The sequence below is a fragment of the Lewinella sp. genome, assembly GCF_050633125.1.
Lineage (GTDB): Bacteria > Bacteroidota > Bacteroidia > Chitinophagales > Saprospiraceae > Lewinella.
In genome coordinates, this window is record NZ_JBOEFX010000081.1 from 74,290 (window position 1) to 93,784 (window position 19,495).

The window sequence follows — 19,495 nt, forward strand, 5'->3', positions numbered from 1 at the left end:
AGTCTCTTTAATATCTCCTCAGCAAATACGCTAGATTTCTAATTCTTATGGAGCAGTCACAGGAACCAACAGCAATGAAAAAGTTCGGCACCTTTGGGGGTGTCTTTACCCCTACTTTGCTCACCATTTTGGGTGTAATCATGTATTTGCGTTTGGGTTGGGTTGTAGGAAACGCCGGTTTATTAGGTGCTTGGTTAATCATCCTGATTTCTTTCGGAATCACACTGTGTACAGCACTGTCTATGTCTTCTATCGTAACCAACATAAAAATTGGCGCAGGAGGGGCTTATGCAATCATTTCTCAATCGCTGGGCTTGGAAGTCGGAGGTAGCTTAGGTATCCCCAGGTATATTTCCCAAGGCTTGGCAGTGACCATGTATATTTTTGGTTTTCGAGAAGGATGGCTGTCTATTTTCCCCGATCACAATGCCTTTGTAATAGACTTATTCGTTTTTGTTGTACTCTATGCCATTGCTTACAAAAGCGCAGACTTGGCGATCAAAACACAATACCTTATCATGGGTATTATTTTCGCCTCTTTAATATCCATTGTTTTCGCTTCTTATTATGGCTCTATGCAAATTAGCAGTGAAGAAGCTATCCGCTGGGGAACGTTCAGAGGTTCTCCTGAAAACAATTTTGGAGGATCAGATTTCTGGACAGTTTTTGCCGTTTTCTTTCCCGCAGCTACCGGTATTATGGCGGGTGCAAATATGTCTGGCGAACTAAAAGATCCCCGAAATAGCATTCCATCAGGAACACTTTGGGCTATTGGGGTGACCTTCGTTATTTATATGTTCCTAGCTTTTTGGATTGGTCGTTCGGCTACCGAATCCGAGTTGATTTCCAATTACAACATCATCATTGAGCGGTCATTTTGGTCACCAATTGTTGTTGCTGGCATTTTAGGAGCAACGTTCTCCTCTGCCTTAGCTTCCATAATTGGTTCGTCCAGGATTTTATTTGCAATGGGGCAGCATCGAGTATTACCCAAAGGGGAATGGTTGGCTTTTCAAGATGCTATCGGCCAGCCAAGAAACGCAATGATTGTAACAGGCGTAATGATCTTCCTTACGATGTTGCTCCGAGATTTGAATGCCATTGCGCCGTTGGTAACCATGTTTTTCCTGATCACCTACGCGATGCTAAATGTGGTAGTTATTATTGAGCAAAAGCTAGGCTTGATAAGCTTCCGCCCTCAATTCAAGGTCAATTGGCTCATCCCTTGGCTTGGATTAATTAGCAGTGTGTTGGCAATGTTTATCATCAACCCTGTTATCAGTTTGGTTTCCTGGTCTTTGGTTTTTGTGGTCTATAGTGTACTTAGCCGAAATGATCTGGAGACGCCTTTTGAAGATGTTCGGAGTGGTTTATTTTCTTCATTTGCAGAATGGGCCGCCAAGCATACCGCTGGGCAAAATCAAAAACAAGAGCGGTCATGGAAACCCAACTTACTTGTGCCGGTAACAAATGCTTCCACCGTTTACGGCTCCTTTACCCTGATCAAAGATATTGCTTACCCTAAAGGATCGGCAGCCTTGATGGGCGTTGTTTCGGAAGCAGAAAGCGAAGGGCTGAAAAAAGACTTGCTCCCTATCACTGAAGCGTTTCAAAAGGACAATGTTTTTTCTTCGTGGGCCATCATGCGAACCGAGAATTTTTCGGAAGGTGTCAATTTTGGAAACCAGGCCTTAAACGGAGCTTTTTTCAAACCTAATATCATTTTTCTGAATGCCCTGGAGAAAAAAGAATCTTTAGCACAGTATCCACAGATTGTAGAAGAAGCCAAACGACTAGAATTGGGTGTTTTACTTTACGTCCCACATCCATTGGCAATTTTAGGACAGCAACAAAAAATCCATATCTGGATCAGATCAAAAGCACCGCATTGGAGCATCAACGATGATATCGGAAACCTTGATTTGTCGATGCTTATAGCCTATAAATTGAAGCAAAACTGGAACGCTACAGTAAAATTAATTACCGTTGTTGATAAGGAAGAAGATAGGCCAGCCGCTTTGGCATTCCTACAGGAATTGATTGAATTATCACGCTTGCCCATGTATGAACCAATGGTAAAATGTGGAATTTTTGAAAAGGAAGTAGCCAAGGCCGACCATGCGGACCTCAATATCTTTGGCATTTTAGAAGAATTTGATTTAGAGAAGCATAAAAAACTGATGAACAAGGCTAAAAGCAGTTGCTTATTTGTGCTGGACTCTGGTAGTGAAAACGTATTGGCTTAAAACTGAAAGTGTGTGCCCTGATTAATACACTAAAAGCTAAAAAAAATGGACTCAGAAGCTAAAAAAGAAGCTTTTTTCAAAAGACATACTTGGTTTAAGTGGTTACTAATTCTCTCTGCAACAGCAGTCACAGCTTACTATTCGGTATATTTTTTTCCTGAGAATTTCGAAAAATCTTCCGCTTTCACCCAGTATAAAGAGTTAAAAGACACGCTTGTTCTTACCACCATACCCGATACAATAATTGATCAGAGTGATTCAATTATTACAACTGTAGACACGCTTGTTGCAAAAGACTCAATAGCCTTAGAAATAGTCCCCGACTCAGTTGACAACGAATACCCCATCATAGACAATACAACAACCGTATCCGTTATTGATGAAAGCTATAAATTCGGGTCAGGAGATGCTACAACTGAGGACCAGTCGGCCAATGATTTATCTGACAAACTGGGTAATTCGGCCAAGTTAGCACCTGCTACAAATATGTTTAGCGAGCTACTGTTTGCAGCCAACTCTTCAGATACTTCTTACGCTGTTCATCAAAGTTTTCTTGCCAATAAACTGGTCTCTTTAGAAACCACCTTAAAAATATTAGCAACCATAGGAAAAGACATCCTACTGAACGGAAACTCAGATGGATCCAAAGAAATTTTCGCTAGCATTGTAAAGGAAGATGGAATAATCGGGATTCTTGTCGCGGATAGAAAAGGACTAGTGGTATATAGTTCTAATAACAAGTTCATTGATGGAAATATCAAGAATATATTTCCAAGTATGACTTCAACTACTCCGGTACTTGGACAGCGTATTACCAACGATCAGCTGGTGTCCAGCTTGGCTATTTACCATACCTATGGCCAAATTGGCAACATCATTCTGATTACGAAGTAAGGGAGCTCGCAAAAAAAATAATTTACACAGCTTCCTCATCCCTAACCTCAATGGTTATTACCTAATGACCACTTCTTTCAAATATTCCTCACCAAGCTCCTCATTTAGTAAGCGGCAAATCTTTTCTGTGCCCATGCTTAATTCCTGCTTGAGCGCTGCGGAACGAATCGTTACGTAAAGGATTTGGCGACTGATTCGCAAATCGGTGGTGTACTGCGTAATCGAAGGGCCCATCAATTCAGGCCAAAGCTGTTTGATACGAGTTTGCTGGTAGCGGCCTTTAAGCTTGTAGTAATCTAGCATTGCTTTGATAGCCGCTTTCAGATCTGTTTGGTTGTGGTCACTCATAAATTAAAGATAGGCTATTTCATTGGCCTCTCCTTCCTTTATCTCGAAGAGTTTTGGTGCTGTACTTTGATGCTGTTCTAGCACAGCTCGTATCCGATGTTCATCAGTATCCGAGAGGAATATTTGCCCAAAATCTTCCGCGAGAATGTAAGCCAAAAGTTGTTCTACGCGCTGTGGATCAAGTTTGTCAAAAATATCATCCAGGAGCAAGATTGGCGAAAGCTGGCGCTCTGCTTGCAAAAACCGATACTGCGCCAGTTTTAAGGCTAGCACAAAAGACTTGAGCTGCCCCTGGCTCCCTAACCTTTTCAAGGGATGACCACCTAGTTTAAAAACCAATTCATCCCGGTGAATACCTTGGGTAGTTCGCTCCAGAATGCGATCTTTTTCGCGGCACTCCGCTAATATTTCCTTAAGTGATTTTTCTTCTAAATGAGACCGATATCGTAAACTAACGGCCTCTTGCCCACCGCAAATAGCTCCGTGAGCATGCTGAAAAGGAGGAATAAACGCTTCTACAAACGCCATTCTTCGCTCATAAATATACTGTGCTGGCCTGGAAAGTTGCTCATCATAAACAGCAAGCAAGTCTTCAGGAAGGGAGTGGCCAGATCGCTGTTTTAAGAGCGCATTCCTTTGTTTCAATACCTTGTTGTACTGGATAAGATGCCCTAGATAAACAGTATCCAACTGCGATAAAGTGTTATCGAGAAACCTGCGACGCTCTTCACTTCCTTCATGGATAAGTTGCGTATCATCAGGCACAACTATGACTACGGGGAAACGCCCAACGTGGTCAATTAAGCGGTCGTAACGCTTGCCATTTAGTTCTAATTCTTTGCGTTTGCGAGGCTCTACTTTTACAACGATCTGATCTTTCTTTTCTTCTTGTAAAAAGACACCAACCAAGCGAAAAAAGTCTTGCTCATGCTGAACAATGTACTGATCGCGAGTAGCAAAATAACTTTTACCCATGCAGAGGTAATAAATAGCATCCAACAGGTTGGTTTTACCCATCCCGTTCTGGCCAACAAAGCCATTTAGCCGAGAGCTAAATTCCAATAGTTGATCGGAATAATTCTTAAACTGTACCAGATGGATGCGACTCAGCTGCAAAGATTATTGATTGCGTGAGTGTCAAAGATAAGCGCTTGTTGGGAAAATTCATTTGCCAGAAAACAAAAGTGCTTTCTGATTCCAAGAAAATCAGAAAGCACTATCTCTTTGAATGGAGTTTACTAAAATAAAACGGTGTGAAATATCACTATTTCCTCGCCGCAACCCCATAATCAGCAGCAGAACCTCCATCAGGAATGGCGAGAGGATGCTCCTGTCGTAAATGCGAGTATACCTCCTTATAACCACCAGATTTAATCATCTCAATCTGATCGTAAAACGTAAGTAGGTACTCTTTTAGTTCAAAGCGCTTCATGGAAGAAAGTGGTCGGAAATCTTGAATTATATCCAGCAGTTGTTCTTTCTTACTGAGAAATACTTCCAAGATTTCCTGCATCTCTTGATCACTGGCCATTGTTCCTAAATAAATTCGCTGACGAATAGTGATCTGCCCTAGATGATTAGCAGGAATAGCATAAGGGGCATCAACAAACCCTGCAAAATCAAAATCGTAGCCTACAGGCACTAATTTACCATCAACCGACCGTCGAATCAATTTGATATTGCGCAATACAGGCACACTGTAATCAGCATTGCCAATCAAGTACTGAAACATAGCGTGCATACCACTGACCTTGGTGTCAAATGCGGTGATAGGCTGGTAAGTACAATCATCGCATTCTTTGCCACTAATACGTGCTTCCAACTCGCTGGTATCTTCGATCAAAAAGCCTAGGCGACGGATGCCATTTAAGCGACCGGATGCATCTATATACTGGATACTAACCAACTGGACCCGAAAACTGTAAGGGTTTAGTGCCTGGTATAATTTGTAAGCCAGATATTCTTGCATCACGTTCTCATTGCCAACGTTTTTATCTTCCGTACAATGTGTTACCAATTTAAGTTTGTCATGATCTGCAAGACCTCGATTAAACAGCGCTGTTTTTGAAAAATTGAGTTTCAATGGAGGGAAGTCACACACCTGCCGTCGAAATTTACCTCTGGGCTTCACTTTAAGATCCCAGGTTTGTGTCCCGCCCTGCTGTGAGGTGAAAGAAAATGTAGCAGATTGGTAGCTCGCCTCCTCACTGGTGGTGCCAAGCAAGTTTACCAAATCAGTACGAAGGGTAACCTCCTTAATTTCTTCACCAGTTAGTAAGTCAAAAATAGAGGTGCCTGGAGATAGTTGTGCTTGAACAGTTTGAACTGACAACAATAAAACAATAGCAATTAGCTTTCTCAAATGGAGTGATTTAATTAATAAATCATGTATTGCCGTACATGTTTGCGTTTTCATATTAGTAGGGATTAGTAATAGTAAAAAGACGAAACCAGTAGTAGGTCTCGTCTTTTATATTAACGCAAAGTTAGGCATTAAGCGCCCATCTTTGTGTTAAATCTACACTAACTTTTTAAATCAAAGGATATTATGCCTTAGAAGGTGTATTGGTTAACAAAAATTTCTTCCCTGGGGGCTAAACAGGAAAAATAATTTGGCTCCTTAGACAGGAAAGTTAACGTCGAACGCCGTAGTCTTCGGGTTTTGCGCCCGCAGGAACGACCAAAGGAGCCGTTTGCCGCATCTGAGAGTAAGTTCTCACCTTCCCAAGCTCGCGCAAATCAGTGAGATGTGCATAGAATTCATCTAAATAGGTACGCATTTCCAAACGAGCAGCAGAAGACAAAGCACGCTGAGATTTAATTATTTGCTCTAACTCCTCTCGTGTTTTCTCAAAATGAGCAAGCGTTTCTTCCATCAATTGATCCGCTACCTGAAAACCTAGAAAAACACGATCCTCTATGGATGTTTGTCCTAGCTCACGGGCAGGAATAGCATAAGGCACACTTACCATCGCTGAAAAATCAAAATCGTAAGCAACGGGTATTGCCTTCCCTTCGCTATTTGAAAACAGTTTCAAATTACGCACCATAGAGAGGTTAAAATCTGTATTGCCAATCATATATTGGAACACGGCCAACATATTCTCCGCAGGCAATTCAACTTGATCAGGTGTGTAGCCCCGGCAGTCTTCACATTCTTTAACCGCTAATCTGGCAGCCAATTCCTGCGTGCTTTCTAATATAAAGGCATAACGACGCAAATTATTAACTTCCCCTTTACTATCAACATAGTTAATTTGTAAAAGGTAAGCTTCGTAACTGGAAGGAGTAAGTGCATTGTACAACTGATAAGTAGTATACTCGCGTAGTACAGCCTCCTTTGCCTCTCGGCGATTTTCCTGGCAATGTGTTACGACCTTGTACTTATCAAATTCCGCAAACCCACGGTTTTTCAAATCTCCTTTAGAGAAATCAAGTTTAATTGGAGGGAATTCACAAACACGGCGACGAAACTTGCCACGTGCGCTAACTTTAATATCCCATTCCTCTGTTACGTTTTCACTATTAACAAAACTTAATACTGCTTTTTGGTCTTCTTCTCCTTGAAGCTCAAGCAGGTTTGTTAAATCGGTAGTGATTGTTACTTCTGAAACATCCTGTACTGCCAAATAATCAAAAACAGACATTGGCTGTGCTGTCATAAGCACAGGAATCAACAATGTCGCTAAAGAAACAATTATAGGCCTGACTGAACAGGAATATTTTTTCATAGCAAGTTATTTTAGGGCTTGGTTTAGTTTTTTGTTAATTTTACCAGCTTTCAAAGGTTAAACCCTTGGTCCTTCTAATAAGTTGCGACAAAGGTAGGGTTTTTGAAAAATTTAATTCTGAATTAATAGATTAATTATTTTAATTCAGAATTAAATTTCAAAAAAAGTTTCTTATCCTTATTTTAATCGGCAGTGTTACTTTGTGCGCTATCTGAATTTGGCTTAAGACAACTACTGGAAAATCCTGTGTGGCAGCGTCCATTTTAAGGGCATGAAGTGAGTGTTAACTTAATAGTTTAAAAATTGATCAGCAGGAAAAAACAGCGCACTTATTGGGTAAGACAGGACCAGCTATTGGGTTTTCTGCTTTTGCTATTTGGCAGCATCTTTTTTAGTGACTGCCAAACACCAGCACCAGTACCCATTCGCTGGGAGATGGCCGTTACCTCAGGCGCTCCACCTGCTATTATCTTGATGATCGGCGACGGAATGGGACTAAGCCAAATGTCCGCTGCTATGTATACTAGCCCTAACCCTTTGGCTATTGAAGAGTTTCCCGTTATTGGTTTTCACAAATCTCATTCCAGCTCAGACCTTATTACAGACTCTGCGGCAGGAGCTACTGCCTTTGCTTGTGGGGAAAAAACCTACAATGGTGCTATCGGCCTAAATGCAGATACCATCCCCTGTTTAAGCATAATGGAGGAGGCGATGGTCAGAGGTATGGCAACTGGTGTTGTAGCTACCTCTACCATTGTGCATGCAACACCTGCCTCTTTTCTCGCTCATCAAAAAATGCGTATCTTCTATGAACAAATCGCTGAAGACATTTGTCAATCTGGCGTAGATATCATGATTGGCGGAGGTAAGAGATATTTTGACCGACGAAAAATGGATGACCGCGACCTGTTGGCAGAACTGCAAAGCAGAGGCTATCTAATAGGCGATTATTTTAATGGGGAATTAACCCAGGTGAAACCTGATCCAAAGCTAAAGTTTGCCTTTCTAACGGCCGACAACCAGCCTTTGCCTGTTAACCAAGGCCGATCCTACCTTACTTATGCCAGCCGACTTAGTGCAGATTTTCTCAATATCAGAGGAGCCGAAGAAGGCTTTATCCTAATGATTGAAGGAAGTCAAATTGATTGGGCCAATCACGCTAATGAAGGAAAGTTGGCAATACAGGAAACCCTTGATTTTGACCGAGCCGTAGGAGAAATTCTTAAATTTGCACGCCAACGTGGAAATACCCTCGTTATAGTCACTGCCGACCATGAATCAGGAGGTATGGCGCTTCAGGATGGATCAAAACGAGGCAAAATAAAAACGGCGTTTACCACCAATGGCCACACAGGATCTATGGTTCCTGTTTATGCTTTTGGCCCAGGTGCTGAAGCTTTTTCCGGTATATATGAAAACACTGCTATTTACCATAAAATGAGAGACTTTCTCCACTGGGGACCAGAAAAAATTGGTCTTGAAAATCTAAAACATCTGGAAAATCAATTTTTACCAAAGAAGTGATTAAGAATACTCAAATCGTTAATTAATATACATGTCTGTCCTAACCAACCCCACCATTTCTCCTGACAATCTACTATTTNNTATTGATTGAGGAGAGCGCCCGCGATTTTGCGGAAACCAATATTCGTCCCCATGTTATGGAATGGGACGAGGCGCAACACTTCCCCATCGACCTGTTTCACAAGATGGGTGAATATGGCTTTTTAGGAGTCCTTGTTCCCGAAACCTACGGAGGTGCCGGGCTCAACTACGAAGCCTACATCAGCATCATCGTGGAAATCGCCAAAGTCTGCGGCTCTATTGGCCTTTCTGTAGCTGCCCACAATTCTTTATGTACCAATCATATCCTTATGTTTGGTGACGAAGAACAAAAGCAAAAATACCTGCCAAAGCTAGCCACTGGAGAATGGATCGGAGCCTGGGGGCTTACCGAACCTAACACCGGAAGTGATGCTGGCAGAATGCGTTGTGTTGCCGAGCAAGATGGCGATTACTTTGTTCTCAACGGAAGCAAAAACTTCATTACCCACGGCAAATCAGGCCACGTAGCGGTTGTCATTGCACGCACCGGAGAGTTACTTGATAGTCACGGAATGACGGCCTTTGTGGTAGAACGCGGCACACCTGGCTTTACAGCAGGAAAAAAAGAGAATAAATTAGGCATGCGTGCCAGTGAAACGGCTGAAATGATTTTCGACAACTGCCGAATTCACAAGAGTCAAGTTCTTGGAGAAGTAGGTGCTGGCTTTATTCAGTCGATGAAAATCCTGGATGGTGGTCGTATCTCTATTGCTGCTTTGTCTTTAGGCATTGCAAAAGGTGCTTACCTCGCTTCCGTCCAATATGCCAAGGAACGGGAACAGTTTGGCAAAGCCATTTCCAAGTTCCAAGCCATCAGCTTTAAGCTGGCTGATATGGCTACGGAGATAGAGGCGTCAGAATTGCTCACCCGCAAGGCAGGAGCATTAAAGGACGCTAATCAACCCGTAACCAAGGTGTCCGCTATGGCGAAATACTACGCTTCCGAAGCCGCCGTAAGAGTCGCTACCGAAGCGGTACAGATTTTCGGCGGGTATGGCTTCACCAAAGACTTCCCGGTTGAGAAGTACTTCCGTGATGTAAAACTCTGCACCATTGGTGAAGGAACATCGGAGATCCAAAAATTGGTGATCAGCCGGCATGTGCTAAAGGACTAATCTCCTCGCAGCCAAGCCTTGAAAGCTTGTACTTTCTCTCGGCTTACGACGACCTCCTCCCCTGTCTCCAGATGAGGAAGGTGTAACTTAAGGCGACTGTTGCTATAAACAGTCGCCTTATTTATTGCAGGTAAGCCTACATAATATTTCCGGTTGACCCGAAAATAAGCTTTCGGGTCAAGCAAAGACTCTAGTTGCTCCAAATTATACTCCACAACATGCTTTCGGCCATCGCGCAGGCGAATCCAAGTCATTTTGTTTTCTGACCAAAAATAATGGATTTCCTCTATCGGTATCGCCTGGATAGTTGCACCTGATTTAATAACAAAACGCTCCTTATATTGCTTTCCCTGGATCATTGCCAATGCTTGCTGCAGGATATCTAAACTTGGTGGCCCCGTAGGCTTTTCAGGTAGGCGCTCCTGAAATTTCCCTAAAGCGCGATCCAGCTTCTCGCCTGCAATCGGTTTCAGTAAATAATCAATACTATTGACTTCAAAAGCCTGTAAAGCATATTGATCAAAAGCAGTGGTGAAGATAACCGGACAAGGCAGTTTGGCTTGCTCAAAGATGGAAAAACTCAGTCCATCAGCCAGTTGAATATCAAAGAAAGCCAAATCTGGCATCAAGCCTTTATTAAGCTCCTCCACCGTTTCTTCGATACTGTCAAATGTTCCTACGAGATCAAAATCAGGCAGCCGCTGGCGCAGCATAGTTGCCAGACGATCAGCAGCTAATGGTTCGTCTTCAACGATCAGAATGCGCATATTCGGTAATTTTTAGAACAGGGAGACTAACTTGGTAATAATCGGGGCCTTCATTAATTTCCAGCAGCTGATCACTCAACAAAGCATAGCGTTGACGAATATTATTCAAACCCACGCCTAAAGAGGTCTGTTCTTGTTGCTTGGGCTGAAAATTATTGCGAACGATGATCCGGTTCCCTTCTTTTTTTATAACTAGTTTCAGAGGCTTGCGCCGGGAGACGATATTATGCTTGATTGCATTTTCAGCCAGCATTTGCAAGGACAAGGGAGGTAAAGCATCCGACGCTTCCGCTTCCACATCAAGCTCTACCAGAAGTTGGTCTCCAAATCGGATTTTCAGTAAAAAAAGATAGGATTCCAGCATTTCCTTTTCGCTAACTAGCGAGACAACTTCTTTATCCTGTGCTTCGAGGACATAGCGGTAGACTTGGGCCAGCTGTTCAATAAACTTAGCAGACAAATCAGCGTCTTTGTAGACTAGATTACTGAGTACATTAAGGCTATTAAACAAAAAATGTGGATTCACCTGATTCTGGAGAGACTCGTATTTACTGGCCAAGTTGGCACGTTTTAGTTCTTCCTGTTCCACAATAGCCTGCCGATATGATAGCAGGAAGCTACGACCGTGCAGAAACATACTAATGACGAAAGTAATCAGTAATAAACTCCAATAAAAACCCGGCTGCAACGCGAACACTCGGCGGGGTAAATGACCATACCGCAGAAGCGTAAAGACCACATCTACAAAAACAGCAATAAACAAGGTGACAACAATGGTCAACAGCAAGGAAATCAATAGACGCTTTACCGGATAATCCGTCCATGAAATCTTCACCTCATTAGAAAGAGCACCATTGCCTACCCAGATTAACGCCGTCAAAAATCCGGACCGAAGGGTTTCCCAAAAGAAGGATGCATTTGGGCTCCACCCGGTAAGCAACCCGATGATACCGAATACTACACAGCCCCCAATAAAAGGTTTTATGGTAGCTTTTGAATAGCTGAGGACTTTTTGCATTTCTTACTGGAACTAGAATTTTTCAAAAGGTACAAAATCTAGGAACTATATGAAATCGTTTGGTCAGCAAAGTTCAAGCTGTACCTTATAAATTACGACCAAACGATTCCATCTAGCACTAAATCAAAATATCGTTACTCCTTACTTTCCAAGTCATCTGTCGCTTTTTGTAGCATCCAGGTATTAGTTAGCGCCCCCCAATGTGGAGCTATTCCTTTCTCGGCTTTTGCTTCGTTGGCAAAAAGCTCTTCAGCATTATTCAGAAAAGGAAGGGCTTTTTCCGCACCTCCCCCAAAGAATTCCGGCGTAAACAAAACCAGCATTCCACGCAACATCGCAGGACGAGGGTTTGTCTCATCCATCGCAGCTGCCGTAGCATAAGCTTGGTGAGCTAAAGGGCTATACTTCCCACCATTTGCCATGGGGTCAATCCAGATATACCCTTGGTAAACGTAGCCTTCCAGGCACTTCAACTCACTGTTATCAGCTGTGAGGGTACGCGCTTGGGCAAGGTAAGCTTCTCCTCGTTTCACCAGCTCTGTTACTTTGCTACTGTTACCTTCTTGCATTGCGCCTAAAGCCAATTGCAAAGAGGTATAGCCCAGGTAATACTGGGGCAACCACTGGTCTGGTTCCGCAGAGGCTATCCGCTCAAGTTGGTTACTGATTTCCTCCCAAGCCACCTGCCCGTCAGTAGTTTCCATTTTCACCAGAACGCCTTGCATGGCCGTCTCAAAGCGGTCGCCTTGGGCTTGAATCGAAAGGATAGAACAAAAAAGAATGCAGAAGAATAAGCTTAAGTTTTTCATGATATTGGTATTTAATGTTTTAAAATTGTTATTGAAGTTGTCTAAAACTGACTGGCACCCTCTTTCCCGATAGAAAGAAAAACACCAAGGAATAGAAATCTTTTTGCGGGTGGCCGGATAGTAACCGATGCATAACTTCCATCGGCTTCTGACTGCTGGCTAAACTGCTGACCATAGTTGTTTTCAAAGCCAGGAAGGTTATTTACCGAACAGTGGATGATCAACAAATGCCCTTTTAGCTGGGTCAAATAACTCCAATTCATGCTGACGTCACGATAAGCCGTCGTTTTCCCCTGGATCATTTCCGTTTCTGTTTGATGGTAATAATTCCGGGGAGTCGCATAAACAGCTGTCATTCCTACCAAAGACTGCCAACGCGGAATCCAGTATTTGTAAACCAGATTAACGGTATGCTTGGCCGCAAAAGGCGGTTGAATACGTTCTGTGAATCGTTCATAACGGCGTTCTGTATCGAGATAAGAATAAGAGACCCAAAAATCACTATTGGCAATGGATACTTTGTCACGAAAAAACACGTCAAGACCTTGAGCATAACCATCACCTGTATTTTTCCAACCAGTGGGCGTAATACTCGCTAAATCATCATAGCTTTTGCGATAAGCTTCCACACGTAAGGTTCGTCCATCTTTTTGCCATTGCCAGTTGGTGATAAAGTGCCAGGCCTCTTCCATTTCAAGCATCGGCGTTGAAAGGATTTGAGCCTTCTGAGGACGTTGCGTAAAACGCCCGGTAGCAAAACTAACCTGACTCTTGGCACCTGTTTTATAAGCCACTGACAACCTTGGGCTAATGACCAATTCATCAGACATGTGGCGCATTTCAGTTCGGATGCCTGTACGTGCCACCAGTTTTTTGCTAAACGTCCAGTCTGTTTCCGTAAAAAATGCCGTATAAGGCTCTTGTTGTTCCTGTAGGAAAGTAGCTTCCGGAACCTGTAGTTTTTCTTCAAAGGACTCGCGCCAATGGCTAATCCCCAAGCGAAGTAAATGCCCTTGCCCTAGTGACCTGCTCAAACGAGCCTTGGCTAATAATGCAGTCTCCCGAGACCGAATGTCCGCAATGGTCGCTGTTTTATCAAGGTGATCGGTATAGGCCGCACTTACTTGCAAATGCCATGCTGCTCCTAATGTTTTTTGAAAGGAAGTGCCCAGGTAAGTGTAAGCATTCTTCAAACTCACCTCCAGGGTATCAGACAACTGCTGAGGATTAAGCGTTTGTAGAGACATCCCGCTCTGGTGATGCTGTGCTTGAAGCTTCCACAGGCTTCCATTATCGGATTTATGCCGAAATATTAGTTGACCACCAGCAGTATGTGGTGCCTTTTGCCACTGCAAGTTTTGTGGAACCAGGTTCATATAAGGCCCCAGGTTGGTATAGTCTGCTGATACGGCTACAGATGTTTGTTCCCAGCGCTGGGTGTGACTCAAGCTGCCTCCCACGCTCATCAATGATATCGCCGTTAAAGTGGCCGGTGCCAGATCCTGGGTTTCTAATACCAAGGCGCTAGATAAAGCCTGACCATATTCGGCAGAATAGCCTCCGGTACTAAAGGTTGTTCCTTTAAACAAAACGGGCGAAAACCGACCACGACTTGGGACATTGGGTGTTGTACTGGTGTAAGGTTGTGCGACATAAAGGCCATCTATAAAGGTGCGCGTCTCGTAAGCAGCTCCACCTCGGACGAACAAGCGGCCATCCTCCCCTACTCGCTGCGCACCGGGCAATGTCTGCAAAGCGCCCAATACATCACCATTTGCCCCAGCTGTTGTAACAATATCCAGAGGTCGAAGCGTCACTGATTTTTTACTGTCACTCGCTTCAAAAGCTCCCGCCGTAATAACGACAGCATCTAATTCACTGGTCGCCGGAGTTAATTTGATATCAAACTCAAAAGATTCATTTTCAAGAACAATGTCCTGACTCCAATTTTCGTACCCTAGATAACTGATACTTAATATAAAAGCGCCTTTTTCTGTTGTTGTAAAAGAAAACACCCCCTCCAAGTCGGTAGAAGCACCATCGTAAGTGCCTGTCAAAAACACATTCGCGCCTATTACGGGTTCATTATTTTCGTCAATTACCCTTCCACTCAGTTTAAGTGACTGCCCATTGAGGTGAAAACAACTAAACAAAAGAAGTAAAGTAAAGTACCGCATCGTTCGAGTATTCGTAATTTGATACCTCAAAGATGCAGGGCTCCCCTGCTGAAATGAAGTAAAGCTTACCGAACTGTCGAAAGGAGCTACTGAACTGTCGATCCATAAAACAGCAATCCCGAGCCCGGCACAAAGCCAGACCCGGGATTACCTTTTGTTGCACAAAAAACAAGTTGAGCCTGCTTTTTGTGCTGTCCCTATCAATATCAGAAAAGGATATTACTTATCCTCTACTTCTTCGTATTCTACATCAGTTACATCTTCAGCAGCTCCTGCACCAGCTCCATTGCTTGCACCAGCTCCTGCGTCAGCAGTTGGTTCGCCATTAGCACCGGCTTCTTGCGTAGCTTGGTACATTTCCTGGCTGGCAGCCTGCCAAGCGGCATTCAATGTTTCCATGTGCGTATCGATACCTGCGATGTCTTCTGCATCTTTAGCAGCCTTCAGATCAGCAGCAGCCTTTTCAATGGCTTCTTTTTTCTCTGCGGGCAGCTTATCACCGTATTCTTTGAGTTGCTTTTCCGTTTGGAAAACCAAGTTTTCGGCACCATTCAGCTTCTCAATGCGCTCTTTAGCTTCGCGGTCAGAATCAGCATTGGCCTCAGCCTCAGCTTTCATACGAGCAATTTCTTCTTTGCTCAATCCGGTAGAAGCTTCGATACGAATACTCTGCTCTTTGCCTGTCCCCTTATCCTTGGCGGAAACGCTCAGGATACCGTTGGCATCCATATCGAAAGATACTTCAACCTGAGGTACACCACGAGGTGCAGGTGGGATATCGTTAAGGATAAAGCGACCGACAGTGCGGTTGTCTCTAGCCATTGAACGTTCTCCCTGGAGAATATGAATCTCTACAGAAGGCTGATTATCAGACGCAGTAGAGTATACTTTAGACTTCTTGGTAGGAATCGTACTATTGGCTTCGATAACTACGTCGTAGACACCGCCCATTGTTTCGATACCCATAGAAAGTGGCGTTACATCCAGCAGTAGTACATCTTGTACATCACCACTTAGTACTCCACCCTGGATCGCAGCACCTACTGCTACAACTTCGTCAGGATTCACCCCTTTATTAGGCTTCTTGCCGAAAAATTTCTCTACAGCTTCCTGGATACGAGGGATACGAGTAGAACCACCAACCAAGATGATTTCGTCAATATCGCTGGTAGAAAGCCCTGCATCTTTCAAGGCATCCTGACAAGGCTTAAGCGTACGCTCCACCAAACTGTCAGCCAGTTGCTCGAATTTAGCACGAGACAACTTTACCACCAAGTGCTTAGGCACACCATCAACAGCCGTAATATATGGTAGGTTGACTTCTGTTTCAGAACCACTGGAAAGCTCAATTTTAGCTTTCTCCGCAGCATCCTTCAAACGCTGAAGTGCCATTGGATCTTTACGTAAATCCATGCTTTCTTGCTTCTGAAATTCTTCCGCAAGGAAATCAATGATCACACGGTCAAAATCATCTCCACCCAGGTGCGTATCACCATTCGTAGATTTTACTTCGAAAACGCCATCACCCAAATCAAGGATAGAAATATCAAACGTACCACCACCTAAGTCATAAACGGCAATGGTCATATCCTGCGAACGCTTGTCCAATCCATAAGAAAGGGCAGCAGCCGTAGGCTCGTTGATAATTCTGCTAATTTTGAGGCCAGCGATCTCGCCAGCTTCTTTAGTAGCTTGGCGCTGAGAATCATTAAAGTAGGCAGGTACTGTTACAACAGCTTCTGTAACATCCTGACCTAAAAAGTCTTCTGCAACTTTTTTCATCTTCTGCAATACCATCGCAGAAATTTCCTGGGCAGAATACATGCGACCGTCAATGTCAACCCGAATGGTGTCATTGTCGCCTTTTACTACTTTGTAAGGAACGCGATCTACTTCATTTTTCAATTCAGAGAAGCGTGATCCCATGAAACGCTTGATCGAAGAGACCGTCCGCGTAGGGTTAGTGATAGCTTGACGCTTGGCAGGATCACCAATCTTGCGCTCACCATTATCCATGAAAGCGACAACAGAAGGCGTAGTACGACGGCCTTCGTCATTGGGGATAACTACCGGCTCGTTGCCTTCCATCACTGCTACGCAGGAGTTGGTTGTTCCAAGGTCAATACCGATAATCTTGCTCATATTTATGTGTATTTTACGTTTGTTCTTGTTAATTAATACAGTCATCACAACGCAAGGAATGTGCCAATTGCAATCATATCTTTACTTTCTGACAAAACGATAGGCTGCACAAGCCTTCTGCGTCATTATTACAGTTGATGCTGTCAGTTTTTTATGCCATTTCGGCAGCTACTCCAACAAACAAGCCCCAAGCAGAACATGAAGAAACCTGATTTCAGTAAAATAGATGGAAGTGATCAAGCACCGGAGGGATATGCTTTTGTGCCAGTTAACCTGTATGGTATTTCTTTCGCCTTAGTGATCCCTGATGATGGAAGCATCTCCTCCTTCTTCCCTGATGTTCAACTGACGAGAATGAATAGTTGCACTGGATCAAACGGTTGCGGGTGTGAATATGAAAAACGATGCATATTAGGAAATTGCTTTTACACCTGTGGAGGATATTCTACATGTACGCTAACCATTAATTAGCAAACTTTAAGAGCATTTGAAATTAACAAAGCCGTGTTTACGTAATTGTAAACACGGCTTTGTTATGCCTATTTCATCCTATATGAAGCAGCAACGTACTCTAAGGGACAAACCTAAGATCTGCAGTAATGACACTATTGTATAAACTGTCTCTTGCCTGTGACCCCAAAGTTAATTCATCGGAAATCGCCTGGTAACGAGAGGTAACAATACCTACACCGTTTTCTACATTGGAATAAACAGGAACTGATTGAGCTGAAGTAATACCAATATTTGCATTAGCAATCCGCAGATAGTCTTCAATTTCCACACCAGCACCGGTAACCTGAATGAAGATACCATCAAATTTACGATTACCTGTTTCCAGGGGCTCTATTTCAGAGGCCAGGAACTGGTAAAAAGCTTCATTGTCAAAAGTAATAGACTGCGCAGACACGCTCTCATCTCTGATGATGTTCTTCGCTACGTCCCATTCAACTTGTTTTTCCAGAAAACTACTAGGATTATCAGGATCTGTTTCACGGTATTTAACAATCATTTGAATATCAAAGACTCTTCCTTCTTCTCCACTTGGCCGGAAACCTAAACGGGTTGTTTTAGCAAAATCACCAAAGTTAAAAAATCCAGAGATCGGCAAATTCGCAACTTCCACTTCACTAACCATCACAGAGGTTGCAGTAGCTGCCTCCTCTCCTTCTCTTTCAATGATTACCCGAAAATCACTGCCATCACCAAGGGTCAGTTGACTTCTTTTAAGCTTATAGAGGTAATTCGGTTCGTTAACAAAATCACCTTCATCTCTTGGATAGCCTTCATCGCGGCCATCGACCCTCTCTAATTCAGCTGTTTCACCATTACTTAGGCGCTCAATTTTTACGGTTACACTATTCACATCATAATAAATGGAATCAGGAATTTGAGCAATCTCAGGAGCATTACCACCGGGCTCAAGAAAAGCACGTTCTACTCTTATATAATAGGCCGTGTCCTGTACCGACAAGAAAGCATAAACAACCGGGATATCTTTCCAATCGCCTTCCAGTTGAAAATCAGTTTCGCAAGAAGACCATAGCATGGCGGTTCCCAAAAGAAGGAAAAAGAGGGAGTTTTTAATCGTCATAAGTATTTTAATCGATGGCACCCAAAAGTCTTGATGATGCCTTTGTTTTAACAGTCGAACGCAAAAATAGGCTTTTGTTTTAAAACAGGTAGTAACTTTTAGGGACTGACGTCAGCTAAAAGCCAAAAAGGATAAAAATAAATTGTTCCCTATCTTGCAGCTTCGAATTGAACAAACCTAACAATCAATTTATGTCCGTTCACAGAGATGTCAAAAAAGTAACGACACATATCCTCCAGGCGATGAAGTCCCGCGGTGAAAAGATCGCGATGTTGACGGCCTACGACTATAGTATGGCTCGTATTTTAGATGCCGCCGGAGTTGATGTCCTTCTTGTCGGAGATTCAGCCTCCAATGTTATGGCAGGGCACGAAACAACCTTGCCCATTACCTTGGATCAGATGATTTACCATGCCAGCTCCGTAGTAAGAGCTGTTGATCGCGCTTTGGTTGTAGTTGACTTGCCCTTTGGTACTTACCAAGGGAATAGCAAACTCGCCCTGGAATCGACCATCAGAATCATGAAAGAATCTGGTGCTCATGCGGTAAAACTCGAAGGCGGCGGTGAGATTGATGAAAGTATCAAGCGTATTCTCAAGGCAGGAGTACCTGTAATGGGTCACTTGGGACTAACCCCTCAATCCATTTATAAATTTGGTACCTACACCGTACGCGCCAAGGAAGAAGAAGAAGCAGCACAGTTGATCAAAGACGCCAAAACCTTACAGAAACTAGGCTGTTTTGCCATCGTTTTAGAGAAGATCCCTGCTCACTTAACAAAAATTGTCAGCGAAGAACTTATCATTCCAACAATAGGCATTGGAGGAGGTGGTCATGCTGATGGGCAAGTTTTGGTGACGCATGACATGGTAGGCATCACCAAGGACTTTCACCCTCGGTTTCTACGTAGATACCTCGAATTATTTGATGTTATGAAAGAAGCTACGGAGCAATACATCAAGGATGTAAAGAGTGGTGACTTTCCCAACGAAAACGAGCAGTATTAGCGTGATGCTCTTGTAACTCCAAACAGAACGCTTCAATAAAAGGGT

The 19,495-nt window shown here is 43.3% G+C and carries 16 protein-coding genes; 6 read left to right on the forward strand and 10 right to left on the reverse strand.

The window, feature by feature from the left end:
* Positions 1–74: 74 nt before the first annotated feature.
* Positions 75–2,246 (forward strand): amino acid permease, encoded by a 2,172-nt coding sequence (locus ACRBG0_RS18000; protein WP_431488252.1) that lies wholly within the window; start codon positions 75–77, stop codon positions 2,244–2,246.
* A 45-nt stretch (positions 2,247–2,291) separates the two neighbouring features.
* Positions 2,292–3,140 (forward strand): hypothetical protein, encoded by an 849-nt coding sequence (locus ACRBG0_RS18005; RefSeq protein WP_431488253.1) that lies wholly within the window; start codon positions 2,292–2,294, stop codon positions 3,138–3,140.
* A gap of 57 nt (positions 3,141–3,197) precedes the next feature.
* On the opposite strand, the gene ACRBG0_RS18010 is transcribed toward ACRBG0_RS18005, so the two are convergent.
* The 4 genes from ACRBG0_RS18010 to ACRBG0_RS18025 all read right to left on the reverse strand — a co-directional run bounded on the left by ACRBG0_RS18010 (position 3,198) and on the right by ACRBG0_RS18025 (position 7,219).
* The gene (locus tag ACRBG0_RS18010; protein WP_020535791.1) at positions 3,198–3,488 is read right to left on the reverse strand and encodes a DUF721 domain-containing protein; all 291 of its coding nucleotides are present in this window, start codon (positions 3,486–3,488) and stop codon (positions 3,198–3,200) included.
* Between the two features lie 3 nt (positions 3,489–3,491).
* Positions 3,492–4,604 carry a DNA replication/repair protein RecF gene (gene recF, locus ACRBG0_RS18015; RefSeq protein ID WP_431488254.1) on the reverse strand — a complete coding sequence of 371 codons (1,113 nt, stop codon included), beginning with the start codon at positions 4,602–4,604 and terminating at the stop codon, positions 3,492–3,494.
* 148 nt (positions 4,605–4,752) lie between these two features.
* Positions 4,753–5,850: a hypothetical protein gene (locus tag ACRBG0_RS18020; protein ID WP_431488255.1), complete on the reverse strand. Its 1,098-nt coding sequence runs from the start codon at positions 5,848–5,850 to the stop codon at positions 4,753–4,755.
* Between the two features lie 271 nt (positions 5,851–6,121).
* On the reverse strand, positions 6,122–7,219 hold the full coding sequence (locus ACRBG0_RS18025; protein WP_431488256.1) for a hypothetical protein: 1,098 nt from the start codon (positions 7,217–7,219) through the stop codon (positions 6,122–6,124).
* 303 nt (positions 7,220–7,522) lie between these two features.
* Here ACRBG0_RS18025 and ACRBG0_RS18030 point away from each other — a divergent pair, with 303 nt between their 5' ends.
* Positions 7,523–8,743 carry an alkaline phosphatase gene (locus tag ACRBG0_RS18030; protein WP_431488257.1) on the forward strand — a complete coding sequence of 407 codons (1,221 nt, stop codon included), beginning with the start codon at positions 7,523–7,525 and terminating at the stop codon, positions 8,741–8,743.
* 83 nt (positions 8,744–8,826) lie between these two features.
* On the forward strand, positions 8,827–9,939 hold the full coding sequence (locus tag ACRBG0_RS18035; RefSeq protein ID WP_431488258.1) for an acyl-CoA dehydrogenase family protein: 1,113 nt from the start codon (positions 8,827–8,829) through the stop codon (positions 9,937–9,939).
* Here the strand turns inward: ACRBG0_RS18035 and ACRBG0_RS18040 are convergent.
* The 5 genes from ACRBG0_RS18040 to dnaK form a co-directional block, all read right to left on the reverse strand.
* On the reverse strand, positions 9,936–10,706 hold the full coding sequence (locus ACRBG0_RS18040) for a LytR/AlgR family response regulator transcription factor (protein WP_431488259.1): 771 nt from the start codon (positions 10,704–10,706) through the stop codon (positions 9,936–9,938). The genes ACRBG0_RS18035 and ACRBG0_RS18040 overlap by 4 nt on opposite strands.
* Positions 10,687–11,724 (reverse strand): sensor histidine kinase, encoded by a 1,038-nt coding sequence (locus ACRBG0_RS18045; RefSeq protein WP_431488260.1) that lies wholly within the window; start codon positions 11,722–11,724, stop codon positions 10,687–10,689. The genes ACRBG0_RS18040 and ACRBG0_RS18045 overlap by 20 nt, the downstream gene beginning before the upstream one ends.
* A gap of 134 nt (positions 11,725–11,858) precedes the next feature.
* Positions 11,859–12,533, reverse strand: a complete 675-nt coding sequence (locus ACRBG0_RS18050; protein WP_431488261.1) for a hypothetical protein — start codon at positions 12,531–12,533, stop codon at positions 11,859–11,861.
* 41 nt (positions 12,534–12,574) lie between these two features.
* Positions 12,575–14,710, reverse strand: a complete 2,136-nt coding sequence (locus ACRBG0_RS18055; RefSeq protein ID WP_431488262.1) for a TonB-dependent receptor — start codon at positions 14,708–14,710, stop codon at positions 12,575–12,577.
* A 219-nt stretch (positions 14,711–14,929) separates the two neighbouring features.
* The gene (dnaK, locus tag ACRBG0_RS18060; RefSeq protein ID WP_431488263.1) at positions 14,930–16,852 is read right to left on the reverse strand and encodes a molecular chaperone DnaK; all 1,923 of its coding nucleotides are present in this window, start codon (positions 16,850–16,852) and stop codon (positions 14,930–14,932) included.
* Between the two features lie 198 nt (positions 16,853–17,050).
* Here dnaK and ACRBG0_RS18065 point away from each other — a divergent pair, with 198 nt between their 5' ends.
* Positions 17,051–17,323 carry a hypothetical protein gene (locus ACRBG0_RS18065; protein ID WP_431488264.1) on the forward strand — a complete coding sequence of 91 codons (273 nt, stop codon included), beginning with the start codon at positions 17,051–17,053 and terminating at the stop codon, positions 17,321–17,323.
* A gap of 100 nt (positions 17,324–17,423) precedes the next feature.
* On the opposite strand, the gene ACRBG0_RS18070 is transcribed toward ACRBG0_RS18065, so the two are convergent.
* Complete coding sequence (locus ACRBG0_RS18070; RefSeq protein WP_431488265.1) at positions 17,424–18,443, reverse strand: hypothetical protein; 1,020 nt, start codon at positions 18,441–18,443, stop codon at positions 17,424–17,426.
* A 191-nt stretch (positions 18,444–18,634) separates the two neighbouring features.
* Here ACRBG0_RS18070 and panB point away from each other — a divergent pair, with 191 nt between their 5' ends.
* Positions 18,635–19,450, forward strand: a complete 816-nt coding sequence (gene panB / locus ACRBG0_RS18075) for a 3-methyl-2-oxobutanoate hydroxymethyltransferase (RefSeq protein WP_431488266.1) — start codon at positions 18,635–18,637, stop codon at positions 19,448–19,450.
* Positions 19,451–19,495 lie beyond the last annotated feature (45 nt).

Coding starts and splice junctions, on each gene's coding strand:
- ACRBG0_RS18000 (WP_431488252.1), top strand. CDS start 75: ATGAAAAAGTTCGGCACCTTTGGGGGTGTCTTTACCCCTACTTTGCTC.
- panB (WP_431488266.1), top strand. CDS start 18,635: ATGTCCGTTCACAGAGATGTCAAAAAAGTAACGACACATATCCTCCAG.
- ACRBG0_RS18045 (WP_431488260.1), bottom strand. CDS start 11,724: ATGCAAAAAGTCCTCAGCTATTCAAAAGCTACCATAAAACCTTTTATT.
- ACRBG0_RS18040 (WP_431488259.1), bottom strand. CDS start 10,706: ATGCGCATTCTGATCGTTGAAGACGAACCATTAGCTGCTGATCGTCTG.
- ACRBG0_RS18050 (WP_431488261.1), bottom strand. CDS start 12,533: ATGAAAAACTTAAGCTTATTCTTCTGCATTCTTTTTTGTTCTATCCTT.
- ACRBG0_RS18070 (WP_431488265.1), bottom strand. CDS start 18,443: ATGACGATTAAAAACTCCCTCTTTTTCCTTCTTTTGGGAACCGCCATG.
- dnaK (WP_431488263.1), bottom strand. CDS start 16,852: ATGAGCAAGATTATCGGTATTGACCTTGGAACAACCAACTCCTGCGTA.
- ACRBG0_RS18010 (WP_020535791.1), bottom strand. CDS start 3,488: ATGAGTGACCACAACCAAACAGATCTGAAAGCGGCTATCAAAGCAATG.
- ACRBG0_RS18055 (WP_431488262.1), bottom strand. CDS start 14,710: ATGCGGTACTTTACTTTACTTCTTTTGTTTAGTTGTTTTCACCTCAAT.
- ACRBG0_RS18005 (WP_431488253.1), top strand. CDS start 2,292: ATGGACTCAGAAGCTAAAAAAGAAGCTTTTTTCAAAAGACATACTTGG.
- ACRBG0_RS18065 (WP_431488264.1), top strand. CDS start 17,051: ATGAAGAAACCTGATTTCAGTAAAATAGATGGAAGTGATCAAGCACCG.
- ACRBG0_RS18025 (WP_431488256.1), bottom strand. CDS start 7,219: ATGAAAAAATATTCCTGTTCAGTCAGGCCTATAATTGTTTCTTTAGCG.